We start from the raw sequence: 19,705 nt of genomic DNA, 5'->3' as shown, positions 1-19,705 counted from the left end.
AAATGACGAGAAAACCGCAAGCAAGCGAAGGCGTGTCGTAGCACAGTTCGCTGAGAGGGTCGTTCAGAAAAGTGATAATTTCACGAGAGAGATGCCTGATTCTGGGACGGTTCGCCGGGTTGCGGGCGGTGGGAGACGACCCACGCTGTCCGCAGAAATTCAGACAATCCGACACGAATCGGTACGACCATATTCCGGCCCGTCGATTCCTTTCGAAATGCTGGAACTGGAACACAGATTCCGCGTCGTAGACGTCCACGCCCGGCTCAGCACGGACGAGGGAGGTGTCAGTACACGAGGCCGAGCCATCGGGCCGGAGAACTTAGAACGGGAACTCCACCAGGCGGGCGTCGTGAAAGCCGTCGTCTACCCGGACGCCGGCGAGGGAGCCTACCTCCGGGCGAACAACGCCGTCGCCCGTATGAGCGTCGAGCGTCCGTTCGTCGCCTTCGCCAGACTCACCGGCACACTCGACGCCGAGGCGAACATCGGCGCGCGATTCCGGAATCTCGCCGCGCGCCGAAAAGACTGGCACACGTCGCCCGAGGACGTCGAACGCTACGCCTACGACGACCGGTTCGAAGGGTTCGTCGTGGACCCGACAGCAGACGGCCTCCTCGACGGTGAGGTTGTTGCCCAACTCGCCGACGTGTCGCTCCCCGTCCTCGTGCGCGGAGGGGTGTCCTTCCCACCCGCTGCCGTCGCAGAAGCGTTCCTCGACTGGGACATCCCGCTCATCCTCGCGCATTTCGGCGGCCACCCGCTCGACCGAGCGTTGATGGACGAGGCGATTTCGCTGCTCGATTCCCACGACACGCTCTACCTCGACACGAGTTTCGTCCGCTATCGCGGGCTGTTAGAACGAGCCATCCGCGAGCACCCGGACCGCGTGCTGTTCGGCAGCGGTGCCCCCGACACGCACCCGAACGTCTCGGTGATGGAGATTCTGACCCTCGACGTTCCAGAAGATGCGATGGCACGAGTGTTCTCGAAAAATCCGTCGCGGGTCGTCCCCGCGCTCGCGCCCTAACGCCAGGTGTACACTTCGACAGCGCGGTCTGCTCGCGACGACATCCCGTTCGGGTTGCGCCGTCCACTCTTGTCCTTTCGCCGCGAGAAAATCCCGTCTGCTGTTCCACGAGCCATGCCGCGGAGGACGTCGCGGCCGCTTCCGACCCAACTAGAGGGCGTCGCGTTGCCACGGGCGACGTCGCGCAGCGTGTCCAGTGCGTCCGCGCCGCCGTGGCTGAGCGTCCGGCGGGCGACGGTCGGGCGAATGCCGTAGTTTTTCACGAGGCGATAAGTGAGCGCGCGATACTTCCACGCCCAGTCGCGCTCGCGGCGGCCGCCGTCGGCTTCGAGGCCGCGGTGGACGCACATCTTGCCCGCCCAGCCGACCTGATAGTCGTTCGCTGCGAGGCGGTGGGAGAGGTCGCGTGCGCCGCCGGTCTGGAGGTACTCGTCGAAGCCATCGAGGGCTTCGAACACGTCGCGGTGGAAGGCCGCGTTCGAGCCGTTGACGTAGGTGACTTCGCGGCCGGCGATGGCTCGCGATTCGAGAACCTCCGAAGCCAGCCCCGTCGTGAGTTCACGATGCGTCGGGCCCGTGACCGCATCAGCGTCTTCGAGGCCGGCGACGACGGCCTCGAACCAGCCGGCTTCGATGGCGCGGTCAGAAGAGATGAAGGCGATGGCGTCGCCGTCGGCGCGGACCGCCCCGGCGTTTCGGGCCACGTTCAGGTTTCTGTCGGCGAGTTCGATGAGTCTGGTGACGTCGTCTCGCTCGCGAATCATGCCCGTCGTCCCGTCCGTCGAGGGGCCGTTTACGACGATTCGCTCTGCCTCTGGGGCGTGTTCGGTGAGCGAGTCGAGCGTGCGAGCGAGGCGCTCTCGGTCGTTGAGCGTGGGGATGACCACCGAGAGCTTCATAGTACTCGATAGAAGCACGGACAGGTAAAAATACCCGGTGTTCGCTGTCGGCTACCTGTCAGTTTTTGTGAGCCTTCCAGTAGGAGACGGAGGCGAGATTTCCGAGAGCAGTGTCGCCAAGCGAGGTGTCGAGACGGCGGGCGGTGGAGGCGATGCCGTTCGGAATGCTGCGATAAAAGCCGTATGGCAGGAGGAAGTCGTGTTCGACGTGGTTGAGCGTCAGGTCCGTCTCGCTGAACAGCGAGGAAACCTCGTCTTCGGTGTAGAGGCGTGACCCCATCGGAAGGAGCCAGTTGTAGACCGACCGCGCGCTCGGCGCGTTGAAGGTGTCGAAAAAGACCACGTCGTTCGAGACGCGGCGCATCTCCGAGAGGAACGACGCGGGGGTATCCGCGAGGTGGAAAAAGCGCATCGCGAACACGATGTCGAAGTGGTCGTCGGGGAACGGTAAGCGCGCTGCGTCCCCGCGCATGAACTCGATGTGGTCTGCGACGCCCGCGGCGCCAGCCTTGTGGCGGCCCTGCTGGAGCATCGCCTTCGAGATGTCGAGACCGATGATGTCTGCGCCACGCTCTGCGAGCATCACGGTAAACCGACCGGTCCCGCAGGCGATTTCGAGGACGTCTTTGCCCTCGATGTCGCCAACTGCGTCGAGCAACGCCTGTTTTTCCCGACGGTCGATGAGGCGGCCGCCCCGAGAGAATCGTTTCGTGTCGTACTCTTCGGCCACCTCGTCCGCCTGGTACCACTCCTGCCCTTTCACGCTACCATCACTTCTCTGTCGAGGGGATAAAACGATACTGGAACAGTCCCACGGCGAGGTGAGGCCGCCACAATTATGCTGATTGCTACCAAAGTACATGGTAGGAATGACGACCTGTAGCCATTGCGGCAACGAATACACCGCAGACCAGCTCATCCGCCACGAGCGTCCGCGCCTCGTAGTCATCCACTGTCCCGGGTGCAACGCGCCACTCGGCCAGTACCGTCGTCACGGCGACGACCCGCACGTAGACCTGGCGAAGCGTGCCTGAACGGTGATTACGCCCGATCGTTGAACCTGGTGCAAACCAGTCAAATTTCTATGTTTTAAGGATGATTATACGCACTTATGCATCCCTATTATTTGGAGGTGTTTAGAGACAACATTTACCAATGACCTCCCGAGAGCAGGTGGTATGAGCACGACCACCAAGGAACGTACTCGCACAGCCGAAGACTCACCGTTGGCAGACCCCGACTTCCGCGAGCGGCTTCGTGAGCTCCCACCGAGCGCGAAACTCGTCGCGAAAGTCCTCGAAGGACAGGCACCGCTCTCGCAGGGACAACTCGCGGACGAATCGCTGCTGCCAGACCGCACCGTCCGCTACGCGCTGAATCGACTCGAAGAGGTCGACCTCGTGAACTCGCGGTACTCCTTCCACGACGCGCGCAAGCAAGTCTACACGCTCGAGAACTGAACCCAGTCTTTTCGTCATCCACACCGTTTTTGGGGTATGGACCCCGTCGCCTGCATCCCCGTGAGCGTCGCAACCTACGCCCCGGAAGGCGCGACCAACGCCTACGTCGTCGGCACGAACGGCGCGATTCTCATAGATCCAGCCGCCCGGAGCGACGACCTCGACCGAGAGGTCGAAAAGCGAAGCGTCGAACACGTCCTCGTAACCCACACGCATCCGGACCACGTCGGCGCGGTGGCCGCTTACGCCGAGGAGTGCGGTGCGACCGTCTGGGCACGCCGTGGGCGTGAAACCACCTTCGAACAGGCGACGAGCATCGCCCCCGACCACACCTTCGTCGAGGGAACGACGCTCACCACGCAGAGTCGAGACGAAGTGACTGTCCTCGACACGCCCGGCCACGCCCGTGACCACGTCGCCCTCGCCACCGACCACGGCATCTTCTCCGGCGACCTCGCAGTTCAGGAGGGGAGCGTCGTCGTCGCGGCAGGCGAGGGCGACGTTCGCGCCTACCTCACGGCGTTGCGGCGACTCGCCGCCCGCAATCCTCCACGACTCTATCCCGGCCACGGGCTGATCATCGAGAACGTCAGGGAGACGTGCGAACGCCTCATCCGCCACCGGCTCGACCGCGAAAAGCGCGTGCTCGCGGCGGTCCGTGAAGGGGCGACCACCCTCGACGCCATCACCGACGCCGCCTACGACAAGGACATCTCTGCGGTGCGGTCGCTCGCGGAGGGCACGGTCGCCGCGCACCTCGAAAAACTCGATGTTGAGCACAAGCTCTCGTGGGACGGCACGCGGGCCACCCCGCGCTGACGACGCGCTTTTCAGCGCCGGGGCGGTAGCAAGCGTGTGCAAAGTCTCGAAGCCGAACTCGAAGATGCGCGAGCACTCTCCATTTCCGAGCTAGCCGACGCCATCGAGTCAATCGGCTTCGAGTGTACGCGGTGTGGTGCCTGCTGTAAAGCCGACGACGCGGACCCCCACACCGCGACGATTTTTCCCGACGAAGTGCGCGACATCCAGCAGACCCACGAATACGACTGGCGCGACGTGGCCCGCCCGATGCCCTACGGTTTAGACGAAGCGGGCGCGGGCGAGACGTTCGAGTGGGCCATCCAGACCACCGGGTGTGGCGACTGCTCGTTTTACGTCGAGGAGGACGGCGTCGGAGCCTGCTCAATCCACGACGACCGCCCGCTCATCTGCCAGACCTACCCGTTCAGCGTCGCGCTCGGCGGAACCAGCCAGCCGATGGGCGAAGCCGTAGACCAGCAGGGAATGGTCCGCGCCCACGAATGCGAGGGGCTCGGCCGCGACATCTCGCGAGCGGAGGCAGAAGAACTGGCCGCGGCGCTCAAAGAACGCGCCATCCGTGAACTCGAAGAGGCAGTCGGTGTCCGCGACAACTACGCCGTCACGAATCCTGCTGACGAAGACGTTGTCGTCCACGATTCAGAGGGCGCAAAGCGAGCGGACGGGACGCCAATCGAGGAGTAGCGGTGAGTCGCAGGCGGTGGCGGTGAATCGGTTCAGGGTCCAGTCGCGCTCTTGGGAAGGCGCGCAACCGCGGCGATGCCACAGGCCGCCACCAACCCGGCGACGACGAATGCCGTCGTCCACGAGAGCGTCTCGACGAGCCAACCAGCGGCGACGGGTGCGACCAGCGACCCGGTGATGGACAGCGTCATGAGCACCGAGAGACTCGTCCCCGCCGACTCGGTGGGGGCGACCTCCTCGACGAAGACGTAGAAGACGCCCGTGCCGAGTTGGGACCCGATACCGGCGAGTAACAGCGCGGCCGCGAAGCCGACCACCGACGTGGAAAGCCCCGCACCGACGAGTGCCGGCACGACGAGCAAGAACGCCGCGACGATCACTGGCCGGCGACGACCGCCAAGCCGGTCAGAGAGCCAGCCGCCGCCCGGCCGAGCGACCAGCCCCATCGCGGGAACCAGCGCGGTGAGCGCGCCGGCGACCGCGATGTCTACGCCGACGACTTCGGTGGCGTAGGTCGGCATCCACGAATTCAGAAACACGAACAGCGAGTAAGCACAGAAACTACTGAGTGCGATAGCCAGCACGCGACGGTTCCCCAGCGCAGCGACGAAGTTCCCCGCCGAGAGTGCCGACTCGTTTCTGACTGGCTGGTCGAGCGCCCAGACGAACAGTGGGAGCCCACAGAGGGTGACGACGCCGTACACCGCCACGACGCCTTGCCAGCCGAGAAACGGCACGAGCGTCGGCCCGGCGGCCTGCGCGAGGGTGACCCCGGCGGGCGCGCTCGCGACGAACAGACTCGTTCCGAGAGCGCGACGTTGCGGGGGAAACGACTGGCTGACGATGTTGGTGTTCGCCGTCCAGAGGAACACGGCCGCGATGCCGCCGACGAATCGCGTCGCGAGAAACGCGGGATACGTCGTCGTAACGAGACTCGCTGCCGAGACGCCGAGGAACAGAACTGCCCCGGCCAACACGAGTCTGCGGTTGTCGTACCGGTCCATCAGGAAGCCACTCGGAATCTGGAACAGCGCCCACGCAAGAAAGACGACGCTGATTGCGAGTCCCGCGGTGGGTTTGTCGATGTCGAAGGCGGTGACGAACGAGGGAAGAATGCTCGCCGGGGCGAACAGATACGCGTTGAATCCAATGGAAACGATAGCACACCCCGCGAGCGCCAGCCACGGACGCCGAGCGGATGCCGTGGAAGTCATGGCGAATCAACTGTCGGTGACGACAAAACCTCGGGGGTTGCGGCACCTTTGTCGGAACACGCTCGACGCCCGTCACTGACAGGTGAACAACACCTTTACCCGTCACCCGAGATGGGTGCGTATGCGCGGCCCGCTTCACGCCCTCTGGAACACCCGTCTGATTGGGACGTATCTCAAATTCAGAGTCGGCATTGTCCTCGCGGTTCTACTGGCGATGGGAGCAGGCGTCGTCGCGCTCGGAATCGGCGGCATCGCTGGAACGGTCGCCCTCTTTGGTCTCGTCGCGCTCGCCTTTCTCACGCTCTGGTTCGCCGTCCTGACGAGGTGACAGTACGTCTCGATTGCTGAGATTGCAACTCCTCGCGCGCCCCGAGACGTTCTGCACCGATTCGAGACAGGTCGGCTTAATAGGTCAAATCCGTGGGTCGTGGGATGCTAACGAAGAATTTGGCCGTCCTCTCTCAGCTTGGGGAAGAGCCAATGCACTCGAACATAGAGGCAATTCCAGTCGAAGTGGAGACAGAGGAGATGATTCTCCACGAGATGCACCTCGGTGAGATGAACGTCGGCTACGAGATTTTCAACGCGCACGTCACCACCGACGAAATGTTCGCGGACCTGCCAGACGGTCGCTGCCAGTCGCCACACTACGGCTACGTCATCGAGGGTCAGCTGACCCTCAGGTACGCAGACGAGGAGGAGACGGTCGCCGCTGGCGAAGTCTATTACATCAGACCCGGACACAACGTGACGCTCGAAGCCGGCACGAAACTCGTGGAGTTCAGCCCGCTCGGCGAAAGCTACGAACAGACGCTCGAAGCTGCCGGTGAGGGCGTAAAGAAGATGGAAGCCTCAGACTGAGGCTGATTTTTGGGCGATAGCAACCCTGATTAGCGTTTGCGGTGCGGCGCGGTCGCGGTGCGGTGGCTCACAGGTTTGCATCCGAGAGCGATTTATCGCTCTCGGCCTTTTTCGCGCACGTTTTTGCGATGAGTGGTGCGCTCCGCGCACCCGAATCGGAAAAAGGTGCGGTCAGAGGACGTCGTCGTCGATGATTTCGCCGACGGCGAAGTTCGACTTGACTTCCGACACTTCGATTTTGACGCGTTCGCCGACCTCGGCACCCGGAACGATGATGACGTAGCCGCGCTCGACGCGCGCGATGCCGTCACCCTGTTTGCCGATGTCTTCGATTTCGACGTAGCGAATCTCACCAATTTCGACCGGTGGCTGGGGCTCAGACGAGACCGTAGACCCGGACGACGCAGATTCACCGGCGTCGCTGCTGGAACTCTCCTCCGCTTCGTGGCGGGAGATGAGTGCGACGCGATAGGTTTCGCCGGCTTCGATGGAGCCGGTTTCAATTTCACGACGTGGGATCTCGACGACGTACTTGTCGTCGGTGACCGTCACGTCCGCGCTGAACAGACACAAGAGCTTATCAGAAATCTCCAAGGGTAAACCTCCGTCGTGAGGTATTGTATGCAACTGATAAAGAAGTACCGCCGCCGTTTCAGCCGACTAACACGTACGACACGGTGAATCTCGGGTGAAAGTGGACGTTAACCTGCTGTACCAACGGACACGCGAGGTGAGAGTCGAATGTGCACCGACGGGGATGAAACCGCACGACTGCGGCGTGTTAACCGGTCGTACCAAACCGGCTAAAGTACCGTCTGTCGTAGGAATTGGTATGAGCACGAGCGCGGCAGCAGCAATCGACCTCTCTGAAAAACAACGGCGCATCCTTCAGTACCTCCGCGAACGCGGGCAAACGAAGACCTACTTCAAATCGCGACTCATCGGCAAGGACCTCGGCATGTCAGCCAAAGAGGTCGGGACGAACATGACCGCAATCGAGAACGGTGAGTTCGACATTCACGTCGAGAAGTGGGGCTACTCGTCGTCTACGACCTGGAAAGTCACCGTTTAGGGTCGTAGCGAATCAGCGATGCCGCGTCCGCAGCGAAGGCAGCGGCCTGCTCGTCGAAGGAGTTCGCGTAGCGGACAAGGAGCGTGAGCAGGGTTTCTGGTTTTTCGAGCGCGTAGCCGTCGGCCCGCGAGAGGACGCCTGCGCGTTCCAGTTCGGCGGCGTACTTGCTCACGGTTGGGCGCGAAACGTCGAGAGAATCTGCGAGCGAGCTCGCGGAGATTTCTGGGTCGCGCAGGAGCGCGATGAGCATCCCTCGGGGCGTGTCCCGACGGAGGTAGCCGAGGGCGACTTGCTCGAAGTCCGAAAACTGGTTCGCGGGGAAAAAGCGCTTGTAATCGCCGTCGCGACGACTCTCGACGGCCCCGGCTTCGAGCAGTCGCCGGAGGTGGTGTTGGGTCTCGCCAGTGCCGAGTTTCAGGTCGTCTCGAATCTTCGAGAAGTGCGCGCCCGGAGTCGCCGCGAGGTAGCCAGCGATGGCTTCGCGGGCGTCGCTGTCGCCCGTGTCCCGGCCGGAATCGACGAGGCGGGCGAGCGGACTCGCCGCACCGAGCGCAGCGAACCGTTTGAGGGTCGCTCGCTTGCTCTCGTCGACGTTCTGGCCTCCAGACATATGCACAGGCATTAGGCGCTCTGCGATAAAACGCCTTCGCTTGTGTGAGACTCACTCACTGCCGGCTTCTGGTTCCTTCTCCACCGACTCGTCGGATTCGAGTTTCGATTTGTCCTTGTCGAGGTCCTTGTCGAGTTTCGAGTCCATCTCTTCGATTGCCTTGTCGATACTCTGCATATCGGCGGAACCGGCTTTGACCGCCTGGGCAGCCTCTTCCATCGCTTCGATATCGACTTCGGCTTCCTGGTCGATTTCACCGAGAATCTGCTCGATGTCGTCTAAGCCGAGCATCTCGCGGGTCTCGTCGTCGAAGTCGAGACTGGAGAGTTGGTCTGCGCTGACCTGAACGTCGCTGCCAGTGAGGTGTTTGCCGTACCGGGAGAACAGGGAGGTGAGTTCCTGGGGCAGGACGAAGGTAGTCGATTCGCTCTGACCGATGGCTTCGAGCGTTTCGAGGCCCTTGTCGATGACGGCGCGCTCGCCCATCGATTCTGCGGCTTTTGCCCGCAGGACGGTCGAAATCGCGTCACCCTGTGCTTCGAGAATCTGACTCTGTTTTGCACCTTGCGCGCGGATGATGTTCGACTGCTTGTCACCCTCTGCGCGCTCGATGGCGCTGCGACGTTCACCCTGTGCTTCGAGAATCATCGCACGACGGCGACGCTCGGCGGAGGTCTGTTGCTCCATCGCTTGCTGGACGTCGGCGCTCGGATTGACCTCACGCACCTCGACGCTCTCGACGCGAATCCCCCACTCGTCGGTGGGTTCGTCGAGTTCGCGGCGGATGCGCGCGTTGATTTCCTGACGCTTGTTCAGCGTCTCGTCGAGTTCCATGTCACCCAGCACGGCGCGGAGGGTGGTCTGGGCGAGGTTGGAAACGGCGGTTTTGTAGTCTTCGACTTCGAGGAACGCCTTCTTCGCGTCCATCACCTTGATGTAGACGACGGCGTCCGCGGTCACAGGCGAGTTGTCGCGCGTGATGGCTTCCTGACGCGGGACGTCGAGCGTCTGGGTACGCATGTCGAAAGAGTAGGTCCGCGAGACGAACGGCGGAATGAACGAGATACCGGGTTCGAGCAGGCGGCGGTACTCACCGAACACCGTCAGCGCGCGTTTTTCGTACGCGTTGACGATTTCCACCATCTGGTAGACGATGATGATGGCGAGTAAGAGCGCCACGATGGCTCCAATCGAGAGCCCGATGCTCGGTCCCAGTCCTTGGAGGGGGGTTACAGGGAGCATATGTGAATCTCTAGAAGGGTAGGTTAAAAAGGGTTCCTCCGAAAATTGCCCGCGACTACCGTATTTTTCGCCGTTTCGCGCTCAAATTGCGTCCGATTCTGACTCTTTTTCGACGCGTTCTGCTTCTTGTCGTCCTTTCGCGAGTTCGCGGTCGATGTCGTCTTCGATGACTTCGAGCGATTCGACGGTGATGACGTTGCCGCCGCCGGGGTCTACGACCATAATTTCAGTTCCCTCTGGAATCGTCCCGTGGACCGAACGAGCGGCGTAGAAGGGATTGAAGCCGCCGGCGTCGAGTTTCACCTCGCCCGAGGTGTTCGTCACCGTCTCCGTCACGCGGCCGGTCTGGCCCTTGAGCGACATCGAATCGCTCGTCTGGCCAGTCCCCTTGCCGCCGTAGATATCGAGGTTCCGGTACGCCCAGAGGGCGGCCCCGCCGGTACCGAGGACGAGCGCGGCGAGGACGAACGGCATGAGGGCGGGGGCGACGACCGACCCGAGGGCGAGGCCGATGAGCCCAGACACGAGCAGAGCGACCCCGAGGACGATGAAGTGGGCACCCGGAGCCAGCGCTTCTGCGACGACGAGAATCGTGCCCGCGACGACGAGCAACAGCGAGAGGGACTGGTCGAGCAGCTCTACCATACCCCATCTTGGCGGGCGTTGTGGATTAACGTTTGGCCTACAGGACCAACCGAGAGAGGGCGAACAGCGCGAGCAACGCACCGAGGACGACGAATGCGATGTGTTCTGGCTTCGGGGATCCTGGGGTCAAATCCTCCACTGCAGTCTCCCCGTCGTCTTCCAGATCTTCGAGTTCGTATTTCCAGTCGCCATCAGACATATACCCTCAACTAGTGGCCCCCGCCTCAAAAGGGCTCCCGTCGCGGCCCGCGCAGGACGTTGCCCTCGTAGACGACGCCGCGTTCCGCATCGAGGGTGACTGTCGTCCCGTCGGCGACGGCGAGTTCCGCGTCACTCACCATCGGCACGTCCAGTTCACGCGCAACGAGCGCCGGGTAACCTGTCAATCCCGGCTGTTTCGCGACGATACCACCAATGACCGAAAGGTCGCCGTCGAACTGGTCGTCGAATTCGTCGGGAAGCACGACGATGGAACCCGGTTTCACCGACGAGAGGTCGCCCGAAGACAGCGTGACCGCAGGACCGACCGCCCGGCCGACGTGAACGCTGCGACCCGTCGCAATCGGTTCGGCGGCGACGTGGACCTTGAGCATGTTCGTCGAGCGGCCTTCGAGTTCGCTCATCATGCCGGACACCACGACCACGGTGTCTCCGCTTTCGGCGACGCCTGCATCGAGGGCGGCCTGTGCGGCGCGGTCGATGATGGTTCCGACGCCTTCGCTCGCGCCCAAATCGACGTACTGCGGGATGACGCCCGCAGAGAGCGCGAGCTGGCGGCGAACCACGTCGTTCGGCGTCGCGGCCACGACGGGTACCTCTGGACGGAACTTCGCCGTCTTGAGCGCGGTGTACCCGGATTCGGAGGCCACGACCACCGCGCTCGCGCCGACGTCGCGGGCGAGGTAGCGAGCGGAGCGCGAGAGGGCTTCGGCGCGAGATTCTCCAGCCTTCGGGATGCGCTGTTCGCGTCCCTCCACGTAGTCGTCGCTCGATTCGGCCTCGCGGATGATACGGTCCATCGTTTCGACCACGCGCACGGGATGGTCGCCGACGGCGGTTTCGGCGGAGAGCATGACGGCGTCCGTCCCGTCGAGGACGGCGTTCGCCACGTCGGAGGCTTCGGCGCGGGTTGGCCGCCGGGAGTGAATCATCGAATCGAGCATCTCCGTGGCCGTGATGACGGGCACGCCCGCCTCACGGCAGGTGCGGATGATGCGCTTCTGGATGATTGGCACGTCCTCCATCGGGCACTCGACGCCTAAATCGCCGCGGGCGACCATGATGCCGTAGGCGGCTTCGACGATTTCTTCGAGGTTGTCCACCGCGTCTGCGCGTTCGATTTTCGCGATGACGGGGATGGCCGCTCCGCGGTTTTCGAGTTCCTCGCGGACGGTGTAGATGTCCGCTGCGTTCCCGACGAAACTCGCGGCGACGAAGTCGACGCCCGCCTCGACAGCGAGGTCGAGTTCGCGGCGGTCGTCCTCGGTGAGCGCGTCGAGGCCTAAATCGACGCCGGGAACGTTCACGCCCTTGCGGCCTTTGAGTTCGCCGCCACTTTCGACGCGGGCGGTGACGGTATCTTCGCCCACCGACTGGACGACCGTCTCGATGCGCCCGTCGTCGAGGAGAACGCGGTCGCCCGCAGAGACACCCTCGATACTCACAGAGAGGCCGACGCGCTCGGGAGTGGCGTCGTCGCCCTCGTAGAACTCGATGGTAGACCCAGTTTCGAGGAAGATAGGGTCGTCGAGGGGTGCGGTGCGGACCTCCGGCCCGGCGAGGTCGAGGAGCGCGGAGACGGGTTCCGCGGTCGCTTCGTCCACCTGCTGGACGGTCTGTATCAGGTCCTTTCGCACGTCGGTCGAACCGTGGCTCGTGTTCAAACGGGCGACGGACATCCCCGCGTCGGCGAGGTCACGGATGACGCCGGGGTCAGAAGAGGCGGGCCCGAGCGTGCAGACGATTTTCGCATTGCGCATTACTCGAAGCGAGGAGACGACGAACGAAAAAATTTGGGAGAGTCACCACAGGTTCGTGTAGGCGTTGTGGATGAGCGCGATACAGATGCAGATGGTGCCGAGGGCGAGGCCCACGTCGGTAATCGGGAGCGTCGCGGCAGATTCGACCTGCATCCCGAGTCCCACGGCTGAGAGGATGATAGCGACGAAACATGCAACGATGATGAGCCGGGGAAAGGCAATCGCTTGGCGGATGGACATACGCGAACTATCCCATCAACCAACAAATAGGTGCTGACGCGAGTCGCGAGTTACGCGATTTTCGTGCCCGGTTTCGCGTCGCCGAGCGTGGTCAGCAGGTCGGCCTGGTCGCCTGCGGCAAGTAGCATGCCGTTGGATTCGACGCCGAACAGTTCGGCCTTTTCTAAGTTGGCGACGATGATGACACGCTCGCCCACGAGGTCGTCCACGTCGTGCAGTTCCTTGATGCCCGCGACGATTTGGCGGGTTTCGAGGCCGATGTCCACTTCGAGACGGACGAGTTTGTCGGAGCCCTCGATTGGCTCTGCGAGTTCGATTTCCCCGACGCGGAGGTCGAGGGCGAGGAAGTCGTCGAAACTGATGCGGTCGTCTGCGATGGGTTCGAGTTCGGTCATTTCGGAATCGTCGTCTTCGTCTGGGTCGTCTGCGGTCGCTTCTGCGATGCGCTGGTCGAGTTTCGCGTTCAGGTCTTCGACGCGCTCGTCCGGAATCTTCTCGAAGAGTTCGCTCGGCGCGTCGAAGTCGGCCTGCGGCGCGTCGAGGGCGGCGTCGAGGCCCACGTCGTGAACCGAGCCATCTTCGCCGAGTTGGCTCCAGAGGTTCTCCGCCTTCTCCGGGAGGGCGGGTGCGAGGAGCACGGCGAGCGCCTTCGAAAGCTGGACACAGTCGTAGATGACCTGTGCGGCTTTTTCGGGGTCGTCGTCGGTGAGTTTCCACGGTTCGTTGCGCTGGATGTACTCGTTGCCGAACTGGGCGAGGCGCACGCCCGCGGTGGTCGCCTGCCGGATGGAGTAGTCGTTCAGCCCCTCGCTGAACTCGGTGATGGCCTGCTCGATACGCGCTCGGACTTCCTCGGAGAGGTCAGCCTCCGGCGTGCCCTCGTAGTTGCGGTGGGCGAACAGCAGCGAGCGGTAGAGGAAGTTCCCGACCGTGCCCACGAGTTCCGAATTGACGCGCTCCTGGAAGCGCTCCCACGAAAAGTTGATGTCCTGCTGGAAGCGGCTGCCCGTGGCGATGTAGAATCGCAGCAAGTCTGGGTGGAAGCCCTCTGCGAGGTACTCGTCGGCCCAGACGGCCCGGCCACGCGAGGTCGAGAAGCCCTTGCCGTCCAAGTTCACGAAGCCACTCGCCATGACGGCGCGCGGTTCGTTGTAGCCTGCGCCGTGGAGCATCGCCGGCCAGAAGATGGTGTGGTGCTGGATGATGTCGCGGCCAATGACGTGGATGATTTCGCCGCTCTCTTTCCACGTCTCCTCCCAGTCGTACTCGTCCGTGCCGACACGCTCGCTGTACTGCTTCGTCGAGGCGATGTACTCGATTGGCGCGTCCACCCAGACGTAGAGGACGAGGTCCTCGGCCCCTTCTCCCGGGTAGTCGATACCCCAGTCCATGTCGCGGGTGATACACCAGTCCTGGAGTTCGCCCTCGATCCACTCGCGTGGCTGGTTGCGGGCGTTGTCGGTGCCTTCTAAGCGGTCGATGAATCCCTGAAGGTACTCCTGCAGTTCGTTCAGGTTGAAGAACTTGTGCGGCCGGGAGCGGTACTCCGCCGGGTTCCCGGTGATGATGCTCGTTGGGCTCTCGATTTCGCCGGGTTCCAGATGGCGGCCACAGCCCTCGTCACACTCGTCGCCGCGGGCGGTTTCCCCACAGTAGGGACACGTTCCCGTGACGTAGCGGTCGGGCAGCGCCTGGTCTTCCTCTGGGTCCCACGCGACCATAATCTCCTTCTCGTAGATGTAGCCCTCCTCGTCCAGTTTGCGGACGATTTCCTGGGTGAGTTCCGTATTGGTCTCGTCGTGGGTGTGGCCGTAGTTGTCGAAGGCGATGTTGAACTTCGGGAACGTCGTCTCGTACTTCTCGTGGAAGCGCAGCGCGAACTCCTCGGGGGTGACACCCTCTTTCCAGGCGTTCACCGCCACGGGCGTTCCGTGCATGTCAGAGCCGGAGACGAACGCCGTCTGCTGGCCGAGTTTGCGCAGGCCCCGCGAGTAGATGTCGCCGCCCACGTAGGTTCGCAGGTGGCCGATGTGCAGGTCGCCGTTGGCGTAGGGCAACCCGCAGGTCACCACGGCCTGGTTGTCCGTCGGGAACGAATCGTGACTCATATGCAATCCTCACTCTCGTGGCGGTGTAAAACCCGCCGATTTCGGTCGTATGTCATGTGTCGGTGTTGGGTACTGGTCGCTCAGCGATTCGAATATGAAAACTCGGGTTTCTGCCACGCATTCGCCGTATGAGGGCGCTCGGCGTGACGTCCTCCCGAAGACGGCTCCGAGACGGAGCGCGGGCTACATGCGCATCGAAAATCGGAACGGAACCGTCTGGGTCACACCACCTCGTAGTCCGCAATCGAATAAAAAGGTTCGCCGTTCAATCGGTAATTTCGATGCCGCCAAATGCAACAAATCCGGTGACGACGAGGTCCGGCGTTTCCCGATCTTCGGCCACCGGGTGGCGCATGCGCGAGTCTTCGATGGCTCCGAGGACGGGGAGTACTTCGAGGCGCACGTCCCACTCCGGGGGAACACGGAACTCTGCGCCCCCGAACAGCGTGATGACGTTGAGCGTCGCAGGCCCGGCGAGTTGCGCGTCCCGCAGGTCGATGTCAGCGCCACCGAACACGGTCATCACGTCGCCGCCGATGAATGCAGGTGAGGCGAGGCGACGTTCGACGCCACCGAATAGCACCATCGCGTCGAGTCGGTTCAACCGTTCGACGGGGATGTTCCGGCGGCGATACCGACTCACCACGATACCTCCACCGATGAGGATGAGGCCGAGGGGCCACCACTGCCCGATGACGGCCTCCGAGAGAACGTCGAGGACCAGCAATTGGACGGTTCCCGCGACGACGATGAGGACGAGCGGCCCGACGAGGTTTCGGAGGCGACTGCGGACGATTGCCCACAGGCCGATGAGGACGAACACCGACGGGACGAACTGCCAGATGCGGCCCGTGTCGTACAGCCCCGTGGTCTGGACGAGTAACAGGAGGCCGATGACGATGAGTACCCCACCCGTGAGCAATTGCCCTGACAATCTGCGGCGACTGGCTGCCATGCTCTAGAACTTGGTCGCCACGGAGCCTAAGCGTGCCTCTCAGGTAACCGACGTGAACGCGCCGATGACTCCAAGGGTGAATAGGAGGCGTCCAACGCTGCCCGCGAACGTAGCGACGGCGAACTTCACGTAGTCCTCTTCGAGCACGGTGAAAGCGTAAATCGAGAGGGTGTCGGGGAAGCCCGGCACCGAAAGTGCGAGGGCGAGGCCGACGAAGCCAAATCGCTTCGCGAGTTCGACGATTCGCCGCTCCGACCACGCGACGATATTGATGCCGGAGCGTTCGAGTGCCCGGATGATGGGGCCTGACTGTTTTGCCTGGTGCCCGATGTGGAACGCGAAGACGCTCCCTGCGGCCTTGCCGAGCCCGCTCGCGACGATGATGAGCGCGAGTTCAGCACTGTCTGGCAGGCCCAGTTTGAGCGGTGCGCCGAGGACGATTTCGCTCGGGAGCGGTAACACGACGGCGATGAGAAACGAGTAAATCGCGATGATGAGGAGGCCAAGCGGCCCAGTCGCGGTTTCGACAGCTTGCTCTAACGCTTCGAAGAAGCCACCCACGAACGCGACGTGTTCTACGAGCGCGGCCAACGCGACGAACGACACACCTGTCACTCAGCACCCATCGTACCTAAGTCTTGAGGCAACGGCGAGACGAAAATAGTGGTATCGTCTGTCATATTTCGAGTTGTCTTGACCATTGCCGAGGCTGGTGCTGGCACGTCGATTATGCCGCACCCGAAACCCACGACGGTTTCTCGACGGTCGAGTCGTTTTCGAGGAGTTGGTAGTCGATTTGCATCGTCTGTGTCGAGCCGGCGAGCGCGTAGTCCATCGTGGCGGACATCGCGTGGACGCGGCCCGTCTCGTCGACGATGATGGTCCCCTCGAACTGGCTCACGTCGGACGCGCCGCGAACGAGTTTCGTCACGTTCTCGGGAGCCGTCTGCGAGGTGAGCGTCGTGTAGGTGTGGCCGTCTTTCTCCTCTGTCTTCTCGACGGTGTAGCTGTCGTCGACAAACGTGTCGATGAACGAGGCGCTCGCGAGACTCTGCGGTTGTTGTGGCTGGCCGCGCTGGTACTGGACGTTGCCGCCGTTCTGGATGCGGACGAACTGTGCCGTATCGTTCGCCCAGACGTCGAACTTCACCGACGACGACCCGACCGACTCCGTCACCCGGTACTGATACGGCGAGAAGCCTTCCTCGACCAGCACCTGCTGGCGACGGGTGAACTCGACTGCCTGGTCGTTCTGGACGATGCTGCCGTCGATGGTGATGTCCGTCTCGTAGGACTGTTCGGACAGGGCCTGCGTGTGCGCCGAGACGAGCGCCGTCTCGTTTTGAACGCCGCCGTCTGCGATGCCCGGTGGGGACGCAGAACCGCCCGTAAAGGGGAGCGAACACCCCGAGAGAACGAGCAGCGCGGCGACCGCGAGTGCTGTCGCAATCCGTTGCATGCGCTCACGTCGTGGGGGTGCGTGAAAAAAGACTCCGTTGTCTATCGGACGGAATCGAGGATGAGTTGCTGTTCGACGCGCTTGACTTCGTGCTGGACGTCGCGGACGGCGTCGATATTGGCCGAGATAGAACTTACGCCCTTGTTGACGAGGAACCGAACCATCTGGGGCTTCGAGCCAGCCTGCCCACAGATGCTCGTCTTCACACCGTATTCACGGCACGTCTCGATGGTCTCGCCGATGAGTTTGAGCACGGCCGGGTGCAGTTCGTCGAACCGGTCTGCGACGCGCTCGTTGTTCCGGTCGACGGCGAGGGTGTACTGGGTCAGGTCGTTCGTCCCGAAGGAGGCGAACTTGATGCCCGCCTGGGCGAGTTCCTCGATGGAGAGAGCACTGGCTGGCGTCTCGATCATCACACCCCACGAGCGTTTGCGGGGGTCGATGCCGGCGCGCTCCATGAGCGATTTCGCCTGCACGACGTCCTCGGCGTCGTTTACGAGCGGGAACATGATTTCGACGTTGTCGTAGCCCATCTCGTAGAGTCGGCGGAACGCTTCGAGTTCGTGTTCGAACACGTCAGGTCGGTCGAGGCTGCGGCGGATGCCACGGTAGCCGAGCATCGGGTTGTGCTCGCGTGGCTCGTCTTCGCCACCCTGGAGCTGGCGGAACTCGTCGGTCGGCGCGTCGAGCGTGCGGACGCGGACTGGGCGCGGGTAGAACTCGTCTGCGACGCCGCGGACGCCCTCGACGATTTCCTCGATGTACTCGTCTTCGCCGTGGTCCTTGATGTAGCGCTCCGGGGTCTTACCCGTCGAGAGAATCATGTGCTCGAGACGGAGCAGGCCGACGCCGTCTGCACCCGTCGCGGCGGCCCGGGGGGCAGCCTCGGGGATGGAGACGTTGACCTTCACCTCGGTCGCGGTCATCGGCTTGACCGGAGTCTTCGGGCGGGCTTCCTCGATTGGGTCGCGCTCGATTGCCTTGTCGGCTGCGCCACCCTCGCGGATGGTGCCCTTGTCGCCGTCCAAGGTGACGACCTGGTCGTCCGTGAGTTCGCGGGAGGCGCTGCCCGTGCCGACGACGGCCGGGACGCCGAGTTCGCGCGAGACGATCGCTGCGTGGCTCGTCATGCCACCTTCGTCGGTGATGATGCCGGCGGCGCGCTTCATCGCGGGCACCATGTCCGGCGTGGTCATCTCGGCGACGATGATGTCGCCTTCACCGACCTTGTCGAGCTGGTCGAGTTTCTTCACGATGCGGACCTTCCCGCTCGCGATGCCTGGGCTGGCTCCGAGTCCGCTCAGGATGACGTCGTCTTTGTGTTTCTGTTTAGCCGAGCCGTTGCCGTCCGTGCTCGCCTTCGCCGCCTCTTTCGAGATGGTGGTGATGGGCCGCGACTGGAGCATGAACGCCTCGCCATCGATGATGGCCCACTCGACGTCCTGTGGGGTGTCGTAGTGTTCTTCGACGATTTCACCGAGTTCGACGAGGCGGGCGATTTCATCGTCGTTGAGGACGCGCTTGTTGCGCAGTTCGTCCTCGACTTCTTTCTCTACGGTCTTGCCCGTCTCCGGGTCTTTGATGCACTGAATCTTCTTGTCGGCGATGGTCACCTCTTCGACCTCGCCGGATTTGCGGTCGACGACGTAGTTGTCCGGAGAGACGGACCCGGAGACGACAGCCTCACCGAGCCCCCACGCGGCCTCGATGATGACGCGGGGTTCGCCCGTCGAGGGGTGGCTCGTAAAGAGGACGCCACTCTTCTTCGAATCGACCATCTGCTGGACGACGACGGCGATGTTCACTTTGTGGTGCTCGAATCCCTGCTGCTGGCGGTAGTAAATCGCGCGCTGGGTGAACAGCGACGCCCAGCACTCGCGAACCTTTTCGAGGAGTTCGTCCTCACGGATGTTGAGGAACGTCTCCTGTTGGCCCGCGAAACTCGCGTCCGGGAGGTCCTCTGCGGTCGCAGAGGAGCGGACTGCGACGAACGCCTCTCCGTCGCCGAGGTTGCGATACGCTTTGAGGATTTCCTCGCGGAGTTCCTCGGGCAGTTCGGTTTCGAGGATGAGTTCGCTCGCGCGCTCGGCCGCCGCGGCGAGCGCCTTCGAGTCGTCGGCATCGACGTCGACGGCTTCGAACAGCTCCTCGTCGATACCGGTTTCTTCGATGAACGTTCGGTACGTACCCGCCGTGACCACGAATCCCGGGGGTACGGGGAGGCCCGCGTTCGTGAGTTCGCCGAGGGACGCACCCTTGCCACCCACGGATTCGAGGTCATCAGCCCTGATTTCGTCCAGCCAGAGTACAGGCATTATCTTCACCCATATGCTGACTAAGTGCGATAAAGAAGGTTCCGGCTCTCGTGACAGACATAGCATAGCACAACCGGACGGTTCGGGCGAAAACTGCGGGCGACGCACGGACT

Annotated in this window: 23 protein-coding genes; 8 read left to right on the top strand and 15 right to left on the bottom strand. The window is 62.8% G+C overall.

Features of this window, described 5'->3' with window-relative positions:
• Window positions 1-217: 217 nt before the first annotated feature.
• Complete coding sequence (locus P0648_RS05710; RefSeq protein ID WP_276248232.1) at window positions 218-1,030, top strand: amidohydrolase family protein; 813 nt, start codon at window positions 218-220, stop codon at window positions 1,028-1,030.
• Here P0648_RS05710 and P0648_RS05705 read toward each other — a convergent pair.
• Both P0648_RS05705 and P0648_RS05700 read right to left on the bottom strand, forming a co-directional pair.
• Window positions 1,027-1,929 carry a glycosyltransferase gene (locus P0648_RS05705; protein WP_277505573.1) on the bottom strand — a complete coding sequence of 301 codons (903 nt, stop codon included), beginning with the start codon at window positions 1,927-1,929 and terminating at the stop codon, window positions 1,027-1,029. The genes P0648_RS05710 and P0648_RS05705 overlap by 4 nt on opposite strands.
• A gap of 58 nt (window positions 1,930-1,987) precedes the next feature.
• Window positions 1,988-2,692: a class I SAM-dependent methyltransferase gene (locus tag P0648_RS05700; RefSeq protein WP_277505571.1), complete on the bottom strand. Its 705-nt coding sequence runs from the start codon at window positions 2,690-2,692 to the stop codon at window positions 1,988-1,990.
• A 106-nt stretch (window positions 2,693-2,798) separates the two neighbouring features.
• Here P0648_RS05700 and P0648_RS05695 point away from each other — a divergent pair, with 106 nt between their 5' ends.
• From P0648_RS05695 to P0648_RS05680, 4 genes are all read left to right on the top strand, one after another.
• Complete coding sequence (locus P0648_RS05695; RefSeq protein WP_277505569.1) at window positions 2,799-2,963, top strand: hypothetical protein; 165 nt, start codon at window positions 2,799-2,801, stop codon at window positions 2,961-2,963.
• 144 nt (window positions 2,964-3,107) lie between these two features.
• Complete coding sequence (locus tag P0648_RS05690; RefSeq protein WP_277505568.1) at window positions 3,108-3,389, top strand: helix-turn-helix domain-containing protein; 282 nt, start codon at window positions 3,108-3,110, stop codon at window positions 3,387-3,389.
• Window positions 3,390-3,425: 36 nt separating this feature from the next.
• Window positions 3,426-4,208 (top strand): MBL fold metallo-hydrolase, encoded by a 783-nt coding sequence (locus P0648_RS05685; protein ID WP_277505566.1) that lies wholly within the window; start codon window positions 3,426-3,428, stop codon window positions 4,206-4,208.
• A 36-nt stretch (window positions 4,209-4,244) separates the two neighbouring features.
• Window positions 4,245-4,892, top strand: a complete 648-nt coding sequence (locus P0648_RS05680; RefSeq protein WP_276248238.1) for a YkgJ family cysteine cluster protein — start codon at window positions 4,245-4,247, stop codon at window positions 4,890-4,892.
• A gap of 32 nt (window positions 4,893-4,924) precedes the next feature.
• On the opposite strand, the gene P0648_RS05675 is transcribed toward P0648_RS05680, so the two are convergent.
• A complete protein-coding gene (locus P0648_RS05675) occupies window positions 4,925-6,106 on the bottom strand; it encodes an MFS transporter (protein ID WP_277505564.1) in 1,182 nt (393 codons plus the stop codon).
• Between the two features lie 121 nt (window positions 6,107-6,227).
• Here P0648_RS05675 and P0648_RS05670 point away from each other — a divergent pair, with 121 nt between their 5' ends.
• Together P0648_RS05670 and P0648_RS05665 are read left to right on the top strand one after the other, a co-directional pair.
• Window positions 6,228-6,434 (top strand): hypothetical protein, encoded by a 207-nt coding sequence (locus P0648_RS05670; RefSeq protein ID WP_277505563.1) that lies wholly within the window; start codon window positions 6,228-6,230, stop codon window positions 6,432-6,434.
• 152 nt (window positions 6,435-6,586) lie between these two features.
• Window positions 6,587-6,967 (top strand): hypothetical protein, encoded by a 381-nt coding sequence (locus tag P0648_RS05665; protein ID WP_276248241.1) that lies wholly within the window; start codon window positions 6,587-6,589, stop codon window positions 6,965-6,967.
• A gap of 171 nt (window positions 6,968-7,138) precedes the next feature.
• Here the strand turns inward: P0648_RS05665 and P0648_RS05660 are convergent, their stop codons facing one another.
• A complete protein-coding gene (locus P0648_RS05660) occupies window positions 7,139-7,561 on the bottom strand; it encodes a TRAM domain-containing protein (protein ID WP_276248242.1) in 423 nt (140 codons plus the stop codon).
• Between the two features lie 238 nt (window positions 7,562-7,799).
• Between P0648_RS05660 and P0648_RS05655 the strand changes: the two genes are divergently transcribed.
• The gene (locus P0648_RS05655) at window positions 7,800-8,039 is read left to right on the top strand and encodes a hypothetical protein (RefSeq protein WP_276248243.1); all 240 of its coding nucleotides are present in this window, start codon (window positions 7,800-7,802) and stop codon (window positions 8,037-8,039) included.
• Here P0648_RS05655 and P0648_RS05650 read toward each other — a convergent pair.
• The 11 genes from P0648_RS05650 to ppsA form a co-directional block, all read right to left on the bottom strand.
• Window positions 8,029-8,649, bottom strand: a complete 621-nt coding sequence (locus P0648_RS05650; protein ID WP_276248244.1) for a winged helix-turn-helix transcriptional regulator — start codon at window positions 8,647-8,649, stop codon at window positions 8,029-8,031. The two genes, P0648_RS05655 and P0648_RS05650, sit on opposite strands and share 11 nt — an antisense overlap.
• Before the next feature lie 51 nt (window positions 8,650-8,700).
• Complete coding sequence (locus P0648_RS05645; RefSeq protein ID WP_369685104.1) at window positions 8,701-9,792, bottom strand: SPFH domain-containing protein; 1,092 nt, start codon at window positions 9,790-9,792, stop codon at window positions 8,701-8,703.
• 180 nt (window positions 9,793-9,972) lie between these two features.
• Entirely contained in the window at window positions 9,973-10,536 is a 564-nt protein-coding gene (locus P0648_RS05640) for an NfeD family protein (protein WP_276248246.1), read from the bottom strand.
• A gap of 37 nt (window positions 10,537-10,573) precedes the next feature.
• Window positions 10,574-10,735, bottom strand: a complete 162-nt coding sequence (locus tag P0648_RS05635; RefSeq protein ID WP_276248247.1) for a hypothetical protein — start codon at window positions 10,733-10,735, stop codon at window positions 10,574-10,576.
• 25 nt (window positions 10,736-10,760) lie between these two features.
• Window positions 10,761-12,515, bottom strand: coding sequence for a pyruvate kinase (pyk, locus tag P0648_RS05630; protein ID WP_277505560.1), 1,755 nt, complete (start codon window positions 12,513-12,515; stop codon window positions 10,761-10,763).
• Window positions 12,516-12,557: 42 nt separating this feature from the next.
• Window positions 12,558-12,755, bottom strand: coding sequence for a hypothetical protein (locus P0648_RS05625; RefSeq protein WP_276248249.1), 198 nt, complete (start codon window positions 12,753-12,755; stop codon window positions 12,558-12,560).
• 50 nt (window positions 12,756-12,805) lie between these two features.
• On the bottom strand, window positions 12,806-14,863 hold the full coding sequence (gene metG / locus P0648_RS05620) for a methionine--tRNA ligase (protein WP_277505557.1): 2,058 nt from the start codon (window positions 14,861-14,863) through the stop codon (window positions 12,806-12,808).
• Window positions 14,864-15,128: 265 nt separating this feature from the next.
• Window positions 15,129-15,818 carry a hypothetical protein gene (locus P0648_RS05615; protein WP_277505556.1) on the bottom strand — a complete coding sequence of 230 codons (690 nt, stop codon included), beginning with the start codon at window positions 15,816-15,818 and terminating at the stop codon, window positions 15,129-15,131.
• Window positions 15,819-15,857: 39 nt separating this feature from the next.
• Window positions 15,858-16,379, bottom strand: a complete 522-nt coding sequence (locus P0648_RS05610; protein WP_369685105.1) for a YqaA family protein — start codon at window positions 16,377-16,379, stop codon at window positions 15,858-15,860.
• Window positions 16,380-16,545: 166 nt separating this feature from the next.
• The gene (locus tag P0648_RS05605; protein WP_276248252.1) at window positions 16,546-17,277 is read right to left on the bottom strand and encodes a hypothetical protein; all 732 of its coding nucleotides are present in this window, start codon (window positions 17,275-17,277) and stop codon (window positions 16,546-16,548) included.
• A gap of 41 nt (window positions 17,278-17,318) precedes the next feature.
• A complete protein-coding gene (ppsA, locus tag P0648_RS05600) occupies window positions 17,319-19,592 on the bottom strand; it encodes a pyruvate, water dikinase (RefSeq protein ID WP_277505554.1) in 2,274 nt (757 codons plus the stop codon).
• Window positions 19,593-19,705: the final 113 nt, after the last annotated feature.

The sequence above is a fragment of the Haladaptatus sp. DYSN1 genome (assembly GCF_029489995.1).
In the GTDB taxonomy this organism is placed as follows: domain Archaea; phylum Halobacteriota; class Halobacteria; order Halobacteriales; family Halococcaceae; genus QDMS2.
Note: the sequence above shows the minus strand (reverse complement) of the source record. Positions and strands in the feature narration are given on the sequence as shown.

Excerpts from the sequence above, each read along its gene's own strand:
- P0648_RS05710 (WP_276248232.1), top strand. The coding sequence starts at position 218 with ATGCTGGAACTGGAACACAGATTCCGCGTCGTAGACGTCCACGCCCGG.
- P0648_RS05705 (WP_277505573.1), bottom strand. The coding sequence starts at position 1,929 with ATGAAGCTCTCGGTGGTCATCCCCACGCTCAACGACCGAGAGCGCCTC.
- P0648_RS05695 (WP_277505569.1), top strand. The coding sequence starts at position 2,799 with ATGACGACCTGTAGCCATTGCGGCAACGAATACACCGCAGACCAGCTC.
- P0648_RS05690 (WP_277505568.1), top strand. The coding sequence starts at position 3,108 with ATGAGCACGACCACCAAGGAACGTACTCGCACAGCCGAAGACTCACCG.
- P0648_RS05685 (WP_277505566.1), top strand. The coding sequence starts at position 3,426 with ATGGACCCCGTCGCCTGCATCCCCGTGAGCGTCGCAACCTACGCCCCG.
- P0648_RS05675 (WP_277505564.1), bottom strand. The coding sequence starts at position 6,106 with ATGACTTCCACGGCATCCGCTCGGCGTCCGTGGCTGGCGCTCGCGGGG.
- P0648_RS05670 (WP_277505563.1), top strand. The coding sequence starts at position 6,228 with ATGCGCGGCCCGCTTCACGCCCTCTGGAACACCCGTCTGATTGGGACG.
- P0648_RS05665 (WP_276248241.1), top strand. The coding sequence starts at position 6,587 with ATGCACTCGAACATAGAGGCAATTCCAGTCGAAGTGGAGACAGAGGAG.
- P0648_RS05655 (WP_276248243.1), top strand. The coding sequence starts at position 7,800 with ATGAGCACGAGCGCGGCAGCAGCAATCGACCTCTCTGAAAAACAACGG.
- P0648_RS05650 (WP_276248244.1), bottom strand. The coding sequence starts at position 8,649 with ATGTCTGGAGGCCAGAACGTCGACGAGAGCAAGCGAGCGACCCTCAAA.
- P0648_RS05645 (WP_369685104.1), bottom strand. The coding sequence starts at position 9,792 with ATGGTGGAAATCGTCAACGCGTACGAAAAACGCGCGCTGACGGTGTTC.
- P0648_RS05640 (WP_276248246.1), bottom strand. The coding sequence starts at position 10,536 with ATGGTAGAGCTGCTCGACCAGTCCCTCTCGCTGTTGCTCGTCGTCGCG.
- P0648_RS05635 (WP_276248247.1), bottom strand. The coding sequence starts at position 10,735 with ATGTCTGATGGCGACTGGAAATACGAACTCGAAGATCTGGAAGACGAC.
- pyk (WP_277505560.1), bottom strand. The coding sequence starts at position 12,515 with ATGCGCAATGCGAAAATCGTCTGCACGCTCGGGCCCGCCTCTTCTGAC.
- P0648_RS05625 (WP_276248249.1), bottom strand. The coding sequence starts at position 12,755 with ATGTCCATCCGCCAAGCGATTGCCTTTCCCCGGCTCATCATCGTTGCA.
- metG (WP_277505557.1), bottom strand. The coding sequence starts at position 14,863 with ATGAGTCACGATTCGTTCCCGACGGACAACCAGGCCGTGGTGACCTGC.
- P0648_RS05615 (WP_277505556.1), bottom strand. The coding sequence starts at position 15,818 with ATGGCAGCCAGTCGCCGCAGATTGTCAGGGCAATTGCTCACGGGTGGG.
- P0648_RS05605 (WP_276248252.1), bottom strand. The coding sequence starts at position 17,277 with ATGCAACGGATTGCGACAGCACTCGCGGTCGCCGCGCTGCTCGTTCTC.
- ppsA (WP_277505554.1), bottom strand. The coding sequence starts at position 19,592 with ATGCCTGTACTCTGGCTGGACGAAATCAGGGCTGATGACCTCGAATCC.